This window comes from Paenibacillus sp. UASWS1643, assembly GCF_008693195.1.
In the GTDB taxonomy this organism is placed as follows: Bacteria; Bacillota; Bacilli; order Paenibacillales; family Paenibacillaceae; genus Paenibacillus; species Paenibacillus amylolyticus_B.
On the sequence record NZ_VXKZ01000115.1, the window covers coordinates 90,687 to 107,882 of the forward strand.

At 44.8% G+C, this 17,196-nt stretch carries 14 protein-coding genes; 11 read left to right on the plus strand and 3 right to left on the minus strand.

The features are described from left to right. Positions 1-45 precede the first annotated feature (45 nt). A complete protein-coding gene (locus tag FE296_RS25065) occupies positions 46-780 on the minus strand; it encodes an alpha/beta hydrolase (protein WP_091020737.1) in 735 nt (244 codons plus the stop codon). A gap of 256 nt (positions 781-1,036) precedes the next feature. On the opposite strand from FE296_RS25065, the gene pdhA reads away from it, so the two are divergent. The 9 genes from pdhA (at position 1,037) to FE296_RS25110 (ending at position 13,211) form a co-directional block, all read left to right on the plus strand. Further along, positions 1,037-2,104: a pyruvate dehydrogenase (acetyl-transferring) E1 component subunit alpha gene (gene pdhA / locus FE296_RS25070; RefSeq protein ID WP_017688072.1), complete on the plus strand. Its 1,068-nt coding sequence runs from the start codon at positions 1,037-1,039 to the stop codon at positions 2,102-2,104. Between the two features lie 101 nt (positions 2,105-2,205). Further along, positions 2,206-3,183 carry an alpha-ketoacid dehydrogenase subunit beta gene (locus FE296_RS25075; RefSeq protein ID WP_076210115.1) on the plus strand — a complete coding sequence of 326 codons (978 nt, stop codon included), beginning with the start codon at positions 2,206-2,208 and terminating at the stop codon, positions 3,181-3,183. 176 nt (positions 3,184-3,359) lie between these two features. After that, entirely contained in the window at positions 3,360-4,682 is a 1,323-nt protein-coding gene (locus FE296_RS25080) for a dihydrolipoamide acetyltransferase family protein (protein ID WP_150366714.1), read from the plus strand. 3 nt (positions 4,683-4,685) lie between these two features. Then, positions 4,686-6,101: a dihydrolipoyl dehydrogenase gene (gene lpdA / locus FE296_RS25085; RefSeq protein WP_036613658.1), complete on the plus strand. Its 1,416-nt coding sequence runs from the start codon at positions 4,686-4,688 to the stop codon at positions 6,099-6,101. Positions 6,102-6,586: 485 nt separating this feature from the next. Then, positions 6,587-7,381: a thymidylate synthase gene (gene thyA, locus FE296_RS25090; RefSeq protein WP_150366715.1), complete on the plus strand. Its 795-nt coding sequence runs from the start codon at positions 6,587-6,589 to the stop codon at positions 7,379-7,381. A 50-nt stretch (positions 7,382-7,431) separates the two neighbouring features. After that, positions 7,432-7,920 (plus strand): dihydrofolate reductase, encoded by a 489-nt coding sequence (locus FE296_RS25095; RefSeq protein ID WP_124115255.1) that lies wholly within the window; start codon positions 7,432-7,434, stop codon positions 7,918-7,920. Between the two features lie 614 nt (positions 7,921-8,534). Further along, a complete protein-coding gene (locus FE296_RS25100; RefSeq protein WP_150366716.1) occupies positions 8,535-10,022 on the plus strand; it encodes a glutamate synthase subunit beta in 1,488 nt (495 codons plus the stop codon). A 232-nt stretch (positions 10,023-10,254) separates the two neighbouring features. Further along, complete coding sequence (fur, locus tag FE296_RS25105; protein WP_036613667.1) at positions 10,255-10,746, plus strand: ferric iron uptake transcriptional regulator; 492 nt, start codon at positions 10,255-10,257, stop codon at positions 10,744-10,746. A gap of 125 nt (positions 10,747-10,871) precedes the next feature. Continuing rightward, a complete protein-coding gene (locus tag FE296_RS25110; protein ID WP_124115253.1) occupies positions 10,872-13,211 on the plus strand; it encodes a type IA DNA topoisomerase in 2,340 nt (779 codons plus the stop codon). A gap of 28 nt (positions 13,212-13,239) precedes the next feature. Here the strand turns inward: FE296_RS25110 and FE296_RS25115 are convergent, their stop codons facing one another. Both FE296_RS25115 and FE296_RS25120 read right to left on the minus strand, forming a co-directional pair. Beyond that, entirely contained in the window at positions 13,240-14,004 is a 765-nt protein-coding gene (locus tag FE296_RS25115) for an HAD family hydrolase (RefSeq protein WP_091029388.1), read from the minus strand. Positions 14,005-14,053: 49 nt separating this feature from the next. Continuing rightward, on the minus strand, positions 14,054-14,974 hold the full coding sequence (locus FE296_RS25120; protein WP_124115252.1) for an ArsR/SmtB family transcription factor: 921 nt from the start codon (positions 14,972-14,974) through the stop codon (positions 14,054-14,056). A gap of 208 nt (positions 14,975-15,182) precedes the next feature. Here FE296_RS25120 and FE296_RS25125 point away from each other — a divergent pair, with 208 nt between their 5' ends. Next, entirely contained in the window at positions 15,183-16,373 is a 1,191-nt protein-coding gene (locus tag FE296_RS25125) for an MFS transporter (protein ID WP_150366717.1), read from the plus strand. 83 nt (positions 16,374-16,456) lie between these two features. Beyond that, positions 16,457-17,182, plus strand: a complete 726-nt coding sequence (locus FE296_RS25130; RefSeq protein WP_091020744.1) for a phosphonate ABC transporter ATP-binding protein — start codon at positions 16,457-16,459, stop codon at positions 17,180-17,182. The last annotated feature ends 14 nt before the right edge of the window (positions 17,183-17,196 follow it).

Below are 17,196 nucleotides of genomic sequence, written 5' to 3' on the forward strand. Positions count from 1 at the left end.
GGGGAAACAATAGCGGCATTTCAGCCGCCTGTTAAAGTGAGCCTTTTATCTTTCCTGGAGAAAATAAAGTAATGCTTCGGGCAATTCCTTCTGCCAAAAACCCCATTGGTGTTTTCCGTCTTTCTCTTGATAGGAGACGAGGGCACCACGTTTTTCCAGCAATTCTCGAGTATCCCGATTTAATTGAACAAAATCATACGTACCCGTGTCTGCCTCAAAATCAGTCTCCTGCAAACCAACAATCATCCAGATCGAGAGCCAGGACAGATCTTCAGCTGCGGCATAGATTTCCTGAGAAGCAGAGTAGAAGGCGCCAGACATGCTGATCACACGTGTGAACAGATCCGGATATAACAGAGCAAGATGAAGCGAAACACTGCCACCGAGCGAGTCTCCGGCAAGAATGCGTTCCTGCGGAGAACGGCGCACAGGATATTTCTCTTCTATATAGGGAATAATCTCTTCAGCGAAGCAAGCGGTATATGCCTTGAACCGATCTCCAAATGGAGCATATTCCTGCGTTCTCACAGACACATCGACCTGAACCCCTACAATAATGAAAGGTTCGGCTCCTTCGTCCAGAATAATTTGGTTAGCTGTTGTAGCAATTCGTCCGAAATTAAAAAATTCTTCGCCATCCTGACAATATACGACAGGGTAGCTAAGCAATTCGTTATAGCCCGGAGGGAGGTAAATACGGAGCGTTCGCTTCTCTCCGAGATAGCGACTTTCAATCTCTTCCTTCACAATCGTGCGTTTCAAATAGCGGGAATCCGTCATAAAACGTCACCTTTCTCGGTTAATTTTTTGCATTCGACCGCGCAATACGGTAAGATTACCCTTGTGCGGGGTTAGGTCAAACACGCAATCATGTATTATGCTGTTATACCAATATTAAGCCCCTGTTATACATACAATCCGGCAGGAAACATAAAAAAATTACGGATTTCTTTGACGTATGGAGTGAAACAGGTGTATAATAATATTATAACAGCGGAACTTGATATTCAAATTTTTTGTTGAGGTGAAGAAAAAAATGAGCAAGGTTCCTTATGAAGTGTATACAGAGGATGTAGAAGCTCTGTCCGTGCTGTCTCCTGACGGCGAAATTGTTAACAAAGACATGATGCCTACACTTTCCGATGATCAATTAAAAGAAATTATGTACCGCATGGTATTTACCCGTACTTGGGATGACCGTGCAGTAAACCTGGGCCGTCAAGGTCGTCTTGGTTTCTATGCTCCAGTATCTGGTCAAGAAGCTACAATGGTTGGTAGTGAATTTGCAATTGAAAAAGAAGACTTTGTATGTCCTGGCTATCGTGACATTCCGCAACTCGTATGGCATGGACTTCCTCTTTATCAAGCATTCTTGTACTCCCGTGGACACCAACATGGTGGACAAATTCCAGATGGCGTTAATGTATTGATGCCACAAATCATCATTGGTGCACAAATTCTGCATGCAATGGGTATCGCTATGGGTTACAAATTGAAGAAACAAAAGCAAGTTGTTATCACGTACACTGGTGATGGCGGTTCTTCTGAAGGTGACTTCTATGAAGGTCTGAACTACGCTGGTGTATACAAACTGCCTGTTATCTTCTTCGTACAAAACAATGGTTATGCCATCACAACTCCTTTTGCTAAACAAACAGCAGCTCTGTCCATCGCTCACAAAGCGGTAGCAGCAGGTATCAAAGGTGTTAAAGTTGACGGTATGGACATCTTCGCTGTTATCAAAGCTGTTCAGGAAGCTGCTGAGCGTGGACGTAACGGAGAAGGCGCAACATTGATCGAAGCAGTAACATATCGTTTCCGTCCTCACTCCCTTTCGGATGATGCTTCCAAGTATCGTACAAAAGAAGAAGAGGCAGAATGGTCTGCTAAAGATCCTATCGCACGTTTTGCTAAATATCTGGAGAAAAAAGGTCTTTGGACTGAAGAAGATACAGCACGTGTGAAAGAAGAAGCAAAAGCTAAAGTAAATGAAGAAATCAAAAAAGCGGAAAAAACCGAGAAAATGACGATTTCAGGCTTGATCGACAGCATGTTCGAACAAACGCCTAAGCACTTGGAAGAGCAAAAAGCTGATTTCCAATAAGTTTTTTCCGATAAAGCATAAACATCCGCGACTTTAATGTCCCGGTATACATGTACGAATTCAAATGTGAACTGTCAATGTTTAAGGAGGAAATGAAGCAAATGGCACAAATGAACATGAAAGAAGCAATCCGTGATGCGCTTCGCGTGGAGTTGAAACGTGATCCTAACGTTCTGCTTTTCGGTGAAGACGTAGGTAATGTAGGCGGCGTTTTCCGTGTAACGGAAGGTCTGCAAAAAGAGTTTGGCGAAGAGCGTGTATTTGATACACCACTGGCTGAGTCCGCTATTGGCGGTTTGGCTGTAGGTCTGGGTGTTCAAGGCTTCCGTCCGGTTGCTGAGATCCAATTCGTTGGTTTTATCTTCGAAGCCCTTGACCAAATGGTAGTGCAAGCTGCTCGTATGCGTTTCCGCTCCGGTGGAAAATACAATTCTCCAATCGTATTCCGTACACCATTCGGTGGCGGTGTAAAAGCGGCAGAATTGCATACAGATTCCCTGGAAGGTCTGCTCACGCAAACACCAGGTATCAAAGTAGTTGTTCCTTCTAACCCATACGATGCAAAAGGTCTGATGATTGCTTCTATTCGCGATAACGACCCTGTATTCTTCATGGAGCACTTGAACCTGTACCATGCTTTCCGTGCAGAAGTGCCTGAAGAAGATTACGTTGTTGAATTGGGTAAAGCGAACGTTGTTCGTGAAGGTTCTGATGTAACAATCATTACTTACGGTATGATGGTTCACACTTCTGTGAAAGCAGCGGATGAACTCGAAAAACAAGGAATCAAAGTTGAAGTTATCGACCTTCGTACGGTTAGCCCGATCGACATCGATACTATCGTTGCTTCCGTTAAGAAAACAAACCGTGCAATTGTTGTACAGGAAGCTCAAAAGAGCGCAGGTGTTGCAGCTGAAGTCATTGCCCAAATCAATGAAAAAGCAATCCTGCACTTGGAAGCACCGGTTCTGCGTGTAGCTGGTCCGGACACTGTATATCCATTTGCACAAATCGAAGATACATGGCTGCCTAACCCGGCGCGTATCGTTGCTGCGGTTAACAAAGTCGTAAATTTCTAATTTAATCATCTGACATGCCGCAAGGCGCAGTATGGTGATTCACACCGCAGCGCAAGCTGCACTGTAAACAGCCATTAGCCCCTTGAGTAACAGTTATTTGCATTAGCAGTAACAGTTGTTTCTTGGAGTTAAGGGTTGTTTTCAGGATTGAGCACATAATCAAGGAGGTTTTTCAGTTGGCTAAATTTGAATATAAATTCCCTGAATTGGGCGAAGGCCTGCACGAAGGCGAAATCATCAAGATGCACATCAAAGTCGGTGACAAAGTAACTGACGACGACATCATCATGGAAGTACAAAACGACAAAGCGGTTGTAGAAGTACCTTGTCCGGTTAACGGAACAGTTACAGAAGTATTCGCTAAAGACGGTCAAGTCTGCCACGTTGGTGAAGTTGTAGCGATCATCGATGCAGAAGGCGAACTTCCTGAGCAAGACGACGCTCCTGCTGGCGATCAAGGCGAGCAAGAGAAAGATGCAGCTCAAGGCGGAGCTGACACAAGCGGTTCTTCTGCAGCAGCTTCCAGCTCGGATGCAGCTAAAGAAGGCGGCAACAACAGCGTTCCGGCAGTACCTGCCAAAGACGTTCTGGCAACACCAAGCGTGCGTAAATTTGCTCGCGAACAAGGTGTAGACATCGCTCAGGTTAACGGCACTGGCAACAACGGTAAAGTAACCAAAGAAGATGTTGAATCCTTCAAAAACGGTGGCGGTTCTTCCGCAGCGGCATCTTCCGAAGCTCCGGCTCAAGAAGAGAAAAAATCCGCAGCACCAGCAGCGGCTGCAGCTGATCAATACCTTGAAGAAGAGCGCGTACCATTCAAAGGTATCCGTAAAGCGATCTCTAACGCAATGGTTAAATCGGCTTACACAGCTCCTCACGTTACAATCATGGACGAAGTGGACGTAACTGAATTGGTTGCTTTCCGTACTCGCATGAAACCAATTGCAGAGAAAAAAGGAACAAAAGTTACTTATCTGCCATTCATCGTTAAAGCACTGGTTGCGGCTTCCCGCCAATTCCCGGCTCTGAACGCTATGATTGATGAAGAAGCTAACGAAATTGTTTACAAAAAATACTACAACATCGGTATCGCAACAGATACAGACAACGGCTTGATCGTTCCTGTTATCAAAGATGCTGATCGTAAATCCATCTGGATGATCGCTGATTCTATCCGTGATCTGGCAGCTCGTGGTCGTGACGGCAAATTGAGCGCGAATGAAATGAGAGGAAGCACAATCTCCATCAGTAACATCGGTTCTGCTGGCGGTATGTTCTTCACTCCAATCATCAACTTCCCTGAAGTTGCTATTCTCGGAACAGGACGCATCAGCGAAAAAGCAGTGATCAAAAACGGCGAAGTAGTTGCAGCACCTGTAATGGCTCTTTCCCTGAGCTTTGACCACCGTATCATCGATGGCGCAACAGCACAAAACTTTATGAATTACATTAAACAGCTGCTCGCTAACCCTGAGCTGCTTGTTATGGAGGTGTAAGATATGGTAGTAGGCGACGCTTCTCTCAATATCGACACATTAGTAATTGGTGCGGGTCCTGGCGGCTATGTAGCTGCCATCCGCGCTGCTCAACTGGGCCAAAGCGTATTGATCGTAGACAAATCCGAACTGGGCGGTGTTTGTTTGAACCGTGGATGTATTCCATCCAAAGCCCTGATCTCTGCTGCACACCAATATGAGTCTGCACTTCACGGTGAAGCTTTTGGTATCTCTGCTGAGAACGTAAAAGTGGACTTCAGCAAAACTCAAGAGTTCAAAAACGGCGTTGTTAAGAAAATGACTGGCGGCGTAGCTGGTTTGCTCAAAGGCAACAAAGTTGAAGTTTTCAACGGTGAGTGCATGTTCATCAACGAAAACGAAGCTCGTGTATTCAATGACCACGAGTCACCACGTTACAAATTTAAAAATGCAATTATTGCAACAGGTTCCCGTCCAATCGAACTGAAACCTTTCCCGTTTGGCGGACGCATTCTGTCTTCAACAGAAGCTCTGAACTTGCCTGAAGTACCAAAAAGCATGATCGTTATCGGTGGCGGATATATCGGTGCTGAGCTTGGTCAAATGTACTCCAAATTCGGTGCAAAAGTAACAATCATCGAAGGTTTGGATACAGTACTGCCAGGTTTCGATAAAGACATGACTAGCCTCGTGGCTAAAAACATGAAGAAAACAGGCATCGAAATCGTAACGGGTGCAAAAGCTGAAAGTGCTGAGCAAACGGATAAAGATGTAACTGTTAAGTACTCTGTAAATGGTGAGTCCAAAGAAGTAACTGCAGATTACCTGCTGGTGACTGTTGGACGTCGTCCAAATACGGATGGAGAACTTGGTCTCGACATGATTGGTGTTGACGTTGACGAGCGTGGATTTGTCAAAGTTGATCACCAAGGTCGTACTAGCATTCCTCACATCTTTGCTATCGGTGACATCGTATCTGGCCTGGCTCTGGCACACAAAGCTTCTTATGAAGGTAAAGTGGCTGCTGAAGCAATCGCAGGACAACCATCTGTAGTTGACTACAAATGTATGCCGGCTGTTGTGTTCACAGATCCAGAGTGTTCCAGCGTAGGTTACACGGAGAAAGAAGCTAAAGAAAAAGGTTACAAAGTAAAAGCAGGTAAATTCCCTTATGCGGGTAACGGCCGTGCTGTATCTTTGAACCACGCTGAAGGCTTCGTGAAAATCGTAGCTGACGAAGAAAGCGGCCTTGTATTGGGTTGCCAAATCGTAGGTCTGGAAGCTTCAAACTTGATTGCTGAGCTTGGTTTGGCAATTGAAATGGGCGCTACTTTGGAAGATCTGGCTCTCACAATTCACGCTCACCCAACTTTGGGCGAAATCGTGATGGAAGCTGCGGAATTGGTTATGGGTCACCCGATCCACATCATCTCCCGTTAAGATCATCTAAGCTTCGGATCCGTCCGGCATTATACGTATATCAGAAGAGACGAATGACGCTAACACGTTATTCGTCTCTTTTTTCTGAGCAAGAGCCGAGAAATATAAGATACTCGTGTATGTGATATGATGAAAATTTACACGCTCACAAGTTTTAGTGAATTGATTTTATCCAACAACTCAATTGTGGTACACTGGAGTAATGATCAGTTATGATGTGGCTCCAAGCTAATCACGGTCTATATATTTAGTATTTAAGTTAAATTAATCTTTTACACGAGAACGTAGAGGACAGAAAGAACCTGAAGAAGCGGAGCTAAAAGCTTTCTGAAAGAAAGCTGCGTCGGAAGCATACGCTTCGCCTTTATCCCCGGATTTTACCTTTGGAAAAGGAAATCAAAAAAATCTGGGGATAACAGTGATCGGAAGGTTGTTCTGTCATCGGAGTGGTAAGTGTAAATATTCTTTAGTGAGGGGAATATAATTTGAAAAACTATCTCGATTTATTGCAGGATATTCTGAACAACGGCGTGCATAAAGGAGACCGTACAGGAACAGGAACACAATCTGTATTTGGCAGACAGCTCCGTTATGATCTCTCCGAAGGATTTCCGCTGGTAACAACCAAACGAATTCATCTCAAATCGGTTATTCATGAACTGTTGTGGTTTTTGAGTGGCGATACCAATATATCTTATCTGAAAGAAAACGGTGTGAAGATCTGGGACGATTGGGCGGACGAAAATGGGGATCTCGGTCCGGTATACGGCTCGCAGTGGCGTACATGGGAAGCACCCAACGGAGAAAAAATTGATCAGATCTCTGCAGTCATTGATTCGATCAAAAATAATCCGGATTCACGTCGTCACCTTGTCAGCGCATGGAATGTGGCTGAAATCAATAATATGAAGCTTCCACCTTGTCATTTTGCGTTTCAGTTTTACGTTGCAGATGGTAAATTATCATGTATGCTTACGATGCGTTCCGTGGATACGTTCCTCGGATTGCCGTTTAACATCGCGAGTTATGCGCTTTTGACTCATATGATTGCCCAGCAATGTGATCTTGAGGTGGGTGATTTCGTTTGGTCTGGAGGGGATGTCCACATCTACTCCAATCACGTAGATCAGGTTAAAACTCAGCTGGAGCGTGAACCTTATGCTTTACCTAAACTGGTAATCAAACGTAAGCCGGATTCTATTTTTGATTATAAGTTTGAAGATTTCGAGTTTGAGAACTACCAGCATCATCCGGGCATTAAAGCTCCAATTGCAGTCTAATTATGTGTTCAATCTCGACAAGAGACTTGGATTGAAGGAGTGTATCACCCTTGAGTATTGAATTGGTATGGGCAATGGGGGAGAACGGTGTGATCGGATTAAATAATTCGATTCCATGGCGTTTACCCAAGGATATGGCCTTTTTCAAACAACGTACATTAAACAAAACGATTATCATGGGACGTAACACATGGGAATCTTTTGGCGGTAAGCCGCTTCCTCAGCGTCGTAATATCGTAGTGACAAGAGATCTGAACTACAAGGTGGAACAGGCTGAAATCGTACATTCGATTGAAGAGGGTCTGAGTGTAACCAAAGGTGAGGAACTGTGCGTAATTGGGGGTTCCCAAGTGTATCGTGAGTTCCTGCCACTTGCAGATCGTCTTGTGGTGACCAAAATTCATGAGAATTTTGAGGGAGATACGTTTTTCCCTGAAGTGGATTGGTCCGAATGGGAACTGATTGAACAGATTGAAGGCGAACAGGATGAAAAAAATGTTCATGCGTACACATTTGAATTTTATGAACGTAAACGGTAAATCTGGCATAAGAAATTCCTGGCTTCGGTCGTATTTGTATGATGAGAGGCGCTGGTTGCGAAATATTCGTGAACAGCGTCTTTTTTTTATAAAAAAAAGAGTCACTTGTTTAAATTGGAATACATATAACATTAATATAACATGATTAATTGGTATTTATGTATAATATACATACGACCAAGCATTAACAGTAAAAAAGTGTAAAAATTTTGAGGTTTTAACGTTGTGAAGCCCTAAAATGAGTCTGATATTCAGAATCGAGAACGATTTATAGCAAAATATGTTGGATTTGATGACAAATTATCTGACATTCACTTGATGTTTCGACCTTTTATTTCTTTAACACACACCAGATTTCGCAGTTCAAAACCACATTTAACACCAAAATAAGGGTATTGACCATGGGTAGACTTGAAAGATATGATGTATAAAATACAAATAATTATGCGGATAATCCATTTAATATTCAGCACAGTAAATGCTACTATAATTGAAATATCTTCGAGAAGATTTTGTGATACAATAGACAAAAACTCAAGTAATGAGTAATCCATTTCATATAGAACCATGCACATGAAAGGATTAAGACAAGAACGGATGGGGGAAAACGTAAGATGTCTACACCTACTGGATTTATGGAATACAAACGTCAACTGCCAGCAGATCGTGAGCCAGCGGAGCGGATTAAGGATTGGGAAGAGTTTCATAAACACATGGCTGAAGAAGAGCTCAGAACACAAGGTGCACGATGCATGGATTGTGGTACCCCGTATTGCCATACAGGTATAGATATGATTGGTGGCACGTCAGGTTGCCCCGTGCATAACCTGATTCCGGAATGGAATAATCTTGTATATCGCGGACTGTGGAGAGAAGCACTTGAGCGCCTTCACAAAACGAATAATTTCCCAGAGTTTACAGGTCGCGTCTGTCCAGCTCCTTGCGAAGGATCATGTACAGTTGGCTTAATTGGTCAGCCTGTAACCATCAAAACGATTGAAGAAGCAATTATTGAAAAAGGTTTCGAAGAAGGATGGGTCGTTCCGGAGCCTCCTGAAAAACGTACGGGTAAACGTGTAGCTGTGGTAGGCTCAGGTCCAGCGGGATTAGCTACTGCGGCTCAGTTAAATAAAGCAGGACACTCGGTAACCGTATATGAGCGTTCGGACCGTGTCGGCGGATTGCTGATGTACGGTATCCCAACGATGAAATTGGATAAAAAGGTAGTTCAACGTCGTGTTGATCTGCTCGAAGCAGAAGGCATTCAATTCATTACGAACACCGAGATCGGTAAAGATATTGCAGCACAACAACTGGTGGATGAATATGACGCTGTTGTATTGTGCGGTGGTGCAACGAAGCCGCGTGAATTCAATATTGAAGGCAGTGACTTGAAAGGCGTTCATTACGCAATGGATTTCCTGAATGGCAGCATTAAGAGTTATCTGGACTCCAACCTGGAAGATGGTCAATATCTGTCGGCTAAAGATAAAGATATTATTGTCATTGGTGGCGGTGATACAGGATCTGACTGTGTAGCTACATCGCTGCGTCATGGTTGTCGTACCATCACTCAATTCGGTACGCATACACAAGCCCCTATGGAGCGTGATCGCATTAACAACCCTTGGCCGCAATTCCCGAACGTATACACACTTGATTATGCGCAAGAGGAAGCCAAAGCGTTGTTTGGTCAAGATCCGCGTGAGTTCTCCATCATGACAACGAAATTTGTCGGAGACGATGAAGGGAACCTCAAAGAATTGCATACAGTACAGATCGAGCGTATTGTGGATGAGACTGGTCGCAAGATTTATCAGCCGATTCCAGGTACAGAGCGTGTATTCCCGGCTCAGATGGCCATGATTGCCATTGGTTTTGATGGACCCGAACAAACCTTGGTAGAACAACTGGGACTTGCAACAGATCGTCGTACAAACGTTAAGGCACGTTACGGCAAATACAACACCAATGTGGATAAAGTATTTGCAGCAGGTGACATGCGTCGTGGTCAAAGCTTGGTTGTATGGGCGATTAATGAAGGCCGTGAGGCTGCTCGTGAAGTGGACAAATACTTGATGGGTGCTTCGGTTCTGGTGTAAAAGTATAGAACAAGATATCAATGACAACCTTCGCGATCAGCGAGGGTTGTTTGCTGTTATTTTAACCAATTTGACTACATATTTCATGCAAGTGTGAGCAATATCATTGCTTTTTTAGTGAGAAAGATTTATTATTATATTATAATTATTATAAATAAGGATTCAGTGAAACCGAGAATCAGTAAGATAAATGTAAGATTCAATGAATATAAAACCGGAGGTGCGACCTGCTATGGCAAGTAACCGGGACAAGTCCATTTCAGAACAGATCTTTCACATTAAAAATCAATTGGTTGAAAAAGGATATAAGTTAACACAACAACGGGAAGTTACTGTACGTGTATTGCTTGAACATGAAAAGGATCATTTTAGCGCAGAGGAAGTATTTCTCCTGGTTAAGGAGCAGTTCCCTGAGATTGGATTGGCTACAGTATACCGCACTCTCGAATTGCTGAGTGACCTTCAGGTCGTTGAAAAAATTAACTTTGGTGACGGGGCTGCGCGTTTTGACCTGCGAAGTACAGACGGCTCCCATCACCACCATCATTTGATCTGTACAGAATGTGGTAAAGTGGAAGAGATTATGGAAGATGGTCTGCTTCGTTTGGAACAACAAATCGAGCGTCAGTATGGCTTTGCTGTTACGGATCATCGTCTGGATTTCCAGGGTGTATGCAAAGAGTGCAGACAAAAACATGTATTAAAAGAACAAGCAGCAGGATAATTCATTTCGGGAAGGTGCTCCCGAATCCAAAATCTGATATAATGAGTTTCAGAAGCAAGGGGCTTCCGTCGGCGGAATGCCCCTTTTTGGCGTCATGCGGACGGTGAAGGAGGAGAGATGGACGGATGAAGACACTGGTTATAGCGGAAAAACCCGACATGGGTCGAACCATTGCCGCCGTCATAGAACCAAAGGCCAAGAACAATCGCACGTATCTGGAGGGTGAGCATTACATCATCACTTGGGCGATAGGGCATTTGCTTGGACTGGCTGAACCGGATGCCTATGATACAAAGTACAAACGCTGGAATATAGCGGACCTGCCAATCATACCCGATCAGTTCAAGATTGTACCCAATCCGAGAACAAAAGATCAGCTCAAAATGATTGGAGAACTGGCAAAACGGGCTTCAGCGATCGTTAATGCTTGCGATGCAGGGAGAGAAGGTCAGTACATCTTCGCCCTCATACAACAGCAATTGAAGCTGCGTCAGCCTGTAAAGCGTTTATGGATATCGGATTTGACGGCAGAGAGCATTAAACGTGGTTTTGATGGTCTGAAGGATGCCTCTGAATTTGAAAATTTGACCCATGCTGCTCGCGCAAGAAGTGAAGCCGATTGGCTGATCGGAATGAATGCCTCACGGGCGTTTACAACCCGCCATAATGCATTGTTGTCTGTAGGTCGTGTTCAAACGCCGGTACTCGCGCTAATCTACGATCGTGAAATAGAGATTGAAGCGTTCCAGTCACAGACCTTTTATGAAGTAGCCGCCTGGTTTCGGCAGGAAGGTGTCGAGTATCGGGGACTGCGCCAGGGAGATAAGTTGACCGATGCGGAGGCAGCAGAGGCCATTGCAGCCAGTGTGAAGGGCAAGACAGGACAGATTACCAAATACGAAGCAAAGCAGACGAAGGAGTATCCGTATCGTTTGTATGACCTGACCCTTTTACAGCGTGAAGCCAATGCCAAGTTCGGATATGGTGCCAAAAAAACACTGGATATCGCACAGGCCTTGTATGAAAAACACAAGGTAATTTCGTATCCGCGGACAAACTCTAACTATGTTACTGAACAGAATATCGAAGGTATGCACAAAACGCTAAACCTGCTTAAAAATGGTACCTATAGTGAGCTTGCGCAAGGGGCCAAGCCAGAGCTTGTTCATAAGAATAATAAAGGGGTATGTAATCCGAGCAGGGTTGAGGATCACCATGCGATCCTACCTACTTTGAAGCGACCAGGTGCCTTATCCAAGGATGAGCAGAACATCTATGATTTGATTGTCAGACGATTCTTGTCTCACTTTTATCCTCCGGCGGAGTATAAGCAACATACCGTGCTCACCGAAGTGGAGAAACATCAGTTTAAGACATCTGTCAAAGAGCTGCTGTCCCTCGGATGGAAAGTGGTTCTCGGTTCTGGAGATCAGGAACAGGGTGGTGCAGGCAAGAAGAAGAGTAAGAAAAGCGGCAATGAGGAAGATGAAGCTGAAGAGTGGACGGACAAGGCTTTTGCTGTACAACCTGAATTGCCTGTTGAATGTACGAAGAGTGAGTTCAAGGAGAAGGCGACCCAGCCTCCCAAAAGTTATACCGAGGGAACATTGCTGAAAGCGATGGAGAGCGCAGGCAAGCAGATCGAGAATGAAGAGCTGCGAGATGCGATGAAAGATAGTGGTCTGGGTACTCCGGCTACACGTGCGGCTACAATTGAACGCCTCAAAAACGTGGGTTACATTACGCTGCAAGGGAAGAAAATGCAGTTAACGCTCAAAGGCAGAACAGCTATTGAGTTGATTCGCCGTGCGGGTGTAGATCTGTTAACTTCACCTGAGATGACCGGGCAATGGGAAAGAAGGTTATATCAGATTTCCAAAGGTGAGGCGGGTCAGGACAAGTTCATGGAGAACGTTAAGAAATTCACTTTGTCCATCATTGAGAAAGTGCGTGTACAAGCCCCGGCGCCGGCAGATGCTTTTGGAGAAGATTCGCGTGCAGGCAGGGGGAAAGGCAAGGGAGCCAGAACCCAGGCGGGTAATACAAGGACATCAGCCAAGACAGCTAGTGGCGGTTCAACTGTAAAAACGTCCCGTCAGACTTCGGCATCTTCATCGAGAGCCGGCAGTGCGAAAAGCACGACCAACAAGGCGCCATCTTCAACTGCGAGCCCAACCGGAGTGAGAGAGTTACTGGCACCTTGTCCTTCTCCCGGCTGTACAGGTCAGATTATAGAGGGCAAGAAAGGTTATGGATGCTCACGTTTCAAGGAAGGCTGTTCGTTTGTGGTCTGGAAAGAGTATGCGGGCAAGAAAATCACCAGTACGATGTTAAAATCGCTGATTGAGAAGGGGAGTACCCAGGTCCTATCGTTCAAACGAAAAGACGGGAGTACCGTGAAGGCACGTATTATTTTGCAAGACGTGGTAACAGGCAAGTTATCTGGTGAGAAACAGGATGCTTGATGTTAGTCAAGATAAAGTAAAAGGACCCTTATCCAAGGGTCCTTTTTTGTTGCTGCTGTTGTATATTTTCGTGTATGACTTTTGGTACCTCTTCCAGTGCAGTGATGGTATACATCGATGTTTCCGGATTAGGTTGAAGTTCTACGATGTTGTATTGCCATTCATTTGGTTGTTTGATATATATGCTGTGAATTCCGGCTTTTACCGCGGGCATAATGTCTGTCCGCAGTGAGTTACCGATCATCCAAGTTGCACGACGATCAAACGGACCGTTAGACAGAATGCCTTCCAGTGCCTCGACGTTTTTGTGTTGTCGGATATAGATCCGATCATCAAAATAAGCCGAGAGTTTCATCTGATCAATCTTGCGCTGCTGAATCACAGTTTCGCCGCCGGTATATAAGTAGAGGGAATGTCCAGCACCTTTGAGGTTCTCAAGCGTTTCAACCATATGAGGGTAGGGTTCAACCTCCTGGTCGTACACACTCATACCCAACTTGCTCAGATAGGACTCTTCTCTGGGAGAAGTTAATCTGTTGAACTTTCCGGAGAAGTAACGATAGGTATCAATCAGGGATTGCGGGAAATGATGACTTGCAAAACCAAGCTTGTTCACTCCAGTTACATCGATCTCCAGCTGTTTTTCCCGAATCTCTTGTGTTGTCAGAGAATGTCCATCAAACCACTCTTGCATATTCTCAAAGAATTCTCCCAAAATCAGGTTGAAGTACTTGTTGCAATATACGAGTGTATCATCAAGGTCAAACAAAATATGTTGTTTCATTATTTTCATGATCTAACTCACTCCTTGTAGCCAGTAACTCCACAATGGTTCAACTAAATTAAATGCGAATGTAGGATTCCAGGAACATATTCAATTCAGATACGCCATCCGGCCGAATACTGTATTTCTCTTTGCGGTTACTTCCGAGCAGATGGGTCCGTAGCAGACCTGCGATGCGTAGCGCCATTACCTGGTCTTTGACCGTGTCTTCGTCTTTATCCAATTCTTCACACATCTCAGCGAGGGATTTGGGTTCATCCGATACGTAACGAAGCAGGCGAAGTCTTTCGGGATCAGCCAGTGCATGGGTAAAACGTAAAAGGCATGTTGGCGGCTGGTCTTCGTTCTCTTCAGGTGCATCTACGGGATACTGCATAATCATCATCCCCTCATAGAAGCAGTACATATTAATAGGGCGATTGTGCACCGTTGGAAACAGGATAACTTCGTTCAATCCAGGCATTGGTTCAACAAGAACTCCTGCTGTAGCATATTCAATTAGCAGTTCAGGGCCCATTTTGTCAAGCAAAATGCGTTTTTCTTCGGCATCTTCTTCCAGCCACACACGCTGATCTTCGCTCATATTCTGACAGTAGTGTTCATCCCATAGTCGCAATAATGGGACATAACTGTTCCGAATGCGCGTAGATTCTTCTAATGTAAGAGCGGGCAGAAGAGGAGACACACGTGCAAACAGGTCTTCCGCTGTCATTCCGGCAAGCATGTCCAGAAATTCACGATTTTCCTTCGTATCATTTTGATAAGCAGCCCATGCAAACAGGACATCAAAATCATCAAAAGGCCAAGTGGCAGCAGGTGCGAGCGCAGCTCGTACATTGGAACTTAGTTTGCCTTCCACTTCCAGAATCCATTCAGGACCTATATCCAGATGCTGAATCCATTTTTTCGTGACATAAACCAGAAAGCTGTTGAGCATTTCATATATCGGTGAAACATCAATTTTAACATGATAAGCCATATTGTTGCAGAATCCTCCCGTCACATCTAAGTGTACGCAGCGACTTAAGTACTATTATGGCTTGTTTTGCAGGGCGTTGTCCACTATAATGTTCAAGTCCGGGGCAAAGCCCTGATTCAAGAATAGCAGTTTAAAACCATATGTATACCATACAAAAGTCGTCAGTGATGGCGATTTTTCTTTGTGTGCTCGCAGGGGGAATGAATTCGTGTCATCGATTACTCGCCCCAAAATATCACACTCGACAGCCAACTATCTGATTTTGATTACGGTTATTGTGGTAGCTGGAATTAGTCAGGGGCTTTTGCTGCCTGTGCTTTCGATTTTTTTGGAGCAAAAAGGGGTTTCACCAGGTTTAAACGGATTAAACGCTGCTGCATTGTACATTGGCTCTTTTGCCATGACTCTAGTTGCGGAACGACTATTAGGAGCACTCGGGTTCAAAAAACTGATTGTGGGTGGCCTGATATTGGTCATGGTCCCTTTAATACTATTTCCGTATTTACCAGATATTAAAATATGGTTCATATTGCGCCTGATCGTTGGAATAGGAGACAGCGCACTGCATTATGCGGCTCAGCTCTGGGTGCTGCTTGTTACGGCACCTGAAAAGCGTGGTCGCTACATATCGCTATATGGCATGTCCTACGGTCTGGGATTCAGCATTGGTCCGCTGGGAATCAAGCTGCTTGGCTTCGGTGATGCTGTCCCTTTCTGGGTATTGTTCGTATGTATGGCAGCAGTGCTTATACTGGTATTAATGAAGCTTCCGAATACGAAGCCGGAAAAAGCAGAGCATGGCCAGCTACCTGAACGGCGCTTCCGTCGTAGTCTGGCATGGGCTTGGTACGCACTGTTACCTGCTCTTTTATACGGATATATGGAGGCTGGCATGAATAGTAACTTCCCCGTGTATGGCCTGCGTATTGGGTTCGACACCGATCAGATTTCGTCGTTGCTTCCCTTTATCGGGATTGGAGGTTTGTTCCTTCAATTGCCTCTGGGGATGTTGAGTGACCGATACGGGCGTAAAAAGATATTGATGTTTGCGGGCATCAGTGGGGGAATCATCTTTATGCTGGTTCCAGTCGCAGGTACGCATTTCTGGTGGACGCTTGTATTGTTAACAATCGCAGGTGGCCTGGTCGGTTCCTTTTTCTCACTGGGCCTGGCCTATGCCGCAGACATTTTGCCTAAAGTGTTGCTGCCTGCAGCCAACGTTGTGGCTTCCTTTCATTTCACGATTGGAAGTATTATTGGACCGAATCTGGGTGGTCAGATGATCAACTGGATTTCACCCGGAAGCATGTTCACCTTGCTCGGAATCATGTATCTTCTTTTCGGCTTGGCAGGTATATTATTTCGTCGTAAACCAGAGTTCGAATCTGTGTTAAAATAGAAGCTGGTGTTCGCATGGAAATTGATGTCCATTTCCGAGTACACTAGTGGTAGGGAAAAACATGGACAAGAGGAGACATCGCGATGATCAGAGTAGAGAACTTGAGTAAATCCGTTGGCGTGGACCGCGTTCCCGTACTACGGGATATTCGATTTGATATGCAACAAGGTGAGATGATAGCTGTAGTTGGTTCAAGCGGTAGCGGAAAAAGCATGCTGCTCAAATGTCTGGCTATGATGGAGAAATGGGATTCAGGCCGATTTACGGTGGATGGCGCCGAGATTTTGAAAGAAGGCTGGTCCGGAAAACGGAAAATCAAACGGGAATGGGCATACTTGGAACAAAATCCAGAACTATTTCCCAGACGTACGGCTCTTAAAAATGTGTTAATCGGACGATCAGGTCAGACTCCTGTATGGAGAATGGTAACCGGTATGGTACGTTCCGATGATTATATGGGTGCTATGGATTATCTCGAAGGATTGGGATTACTTGATAAAGCACATCAAATAGCAGAGAAGCTCAGTGGTGGCGAGAAGCAGCGTGTTGCTATTGCAAGAGCACTTGCTCATGGTGCCAAAGTCGTTTTGGCCGATGAACCAGTGATTGGTCTTGACCCGCACACAGCAGATTCGGTGCTGGAAACGCTTCGCAAATTATGTGAAGAAGAACGTGCAACAGTCATTGCAGTATTGCCAATTGAACTTGCTGAGAAACATGCCACACGGATCTGGGGATTGGCAGACGGCAAGATTGCTTTTGATATTCGTGGACGAAGACTGACACAGCAAGAAAAAAACCAGATTTAAACTATTGAAAAGAG

Excerpts from the sequence above, each read along its gene's own strand:
- FE296_RS25065 (WP_091020737.1), bottom strand. The coding sequence starts at position 780 with ATGACGGATTCCCGCTATTTGAAACGCACGATTGTGAAGGAAGAGATT.
- pdhA (WP_017688072.1), top strand. The coding sequence starts at position 1,037 with ATGAGCAAGGTTCCTTATGAAGTGTATACAGAGGATGTAGAAGCTCTG.
- FE296_RS25075 (WP_076210115.1), top strand. The coding sequence starts at position 2,206 with ATGGCACAAATGAACATGAAAGAAGCAATCCGTGATGCGCTTCGCGTG.
- lpdA (WP_036613658.1), top strand. The coding sequence starts at position 4,686 with ATGGTAGTAGGCGACGCTTCTCTCAATATCGACACATTAGTAATTGGT.
- FE296_RS25100 (WP_150366716.1), top strand. The coding sequence starts at position 8,535 with ATGTCTACACCTACTGGATTTATGGAATACAAACGTCAACTGCCAGCA.
- fur (WP_036613667.1), top strand. The coding sequence starts at position 10,255 with ATGGCAAGTAACCGGGACAAGTCCATTTCAGAACAGATCTTTCACATT.
- FE296_RS25110 (WP_124115253.1), top strand. The coding sequence starts at position 10,872 with ATGAAGACACTGGTTATAGCGGAAAAACCCGACATGGGTCGAACCATT.
- FE296_RS25115 (WP_091029388.1), bottom strand. The coding sequence starts at position 14,004 with ATGAAAATAATGAAACAACATATTTTGTTTGACCTTGATGATACACTC.
- FE296_RS25120 (WP_124115252.1), bottom strand. The coding sequence starts at position 14,974 with ATGGCTTATCATGTTAAAATTGATGTTTCACCGATATATGAAATGCTC.
- FE296_RS25130 (WP_091020744.1), top strand. The coding sequence starts at position 16,457 with ATGATCAGAGTAGAGAACTTGAGTAAATCCGTTGGCGTGGACCGCGTT.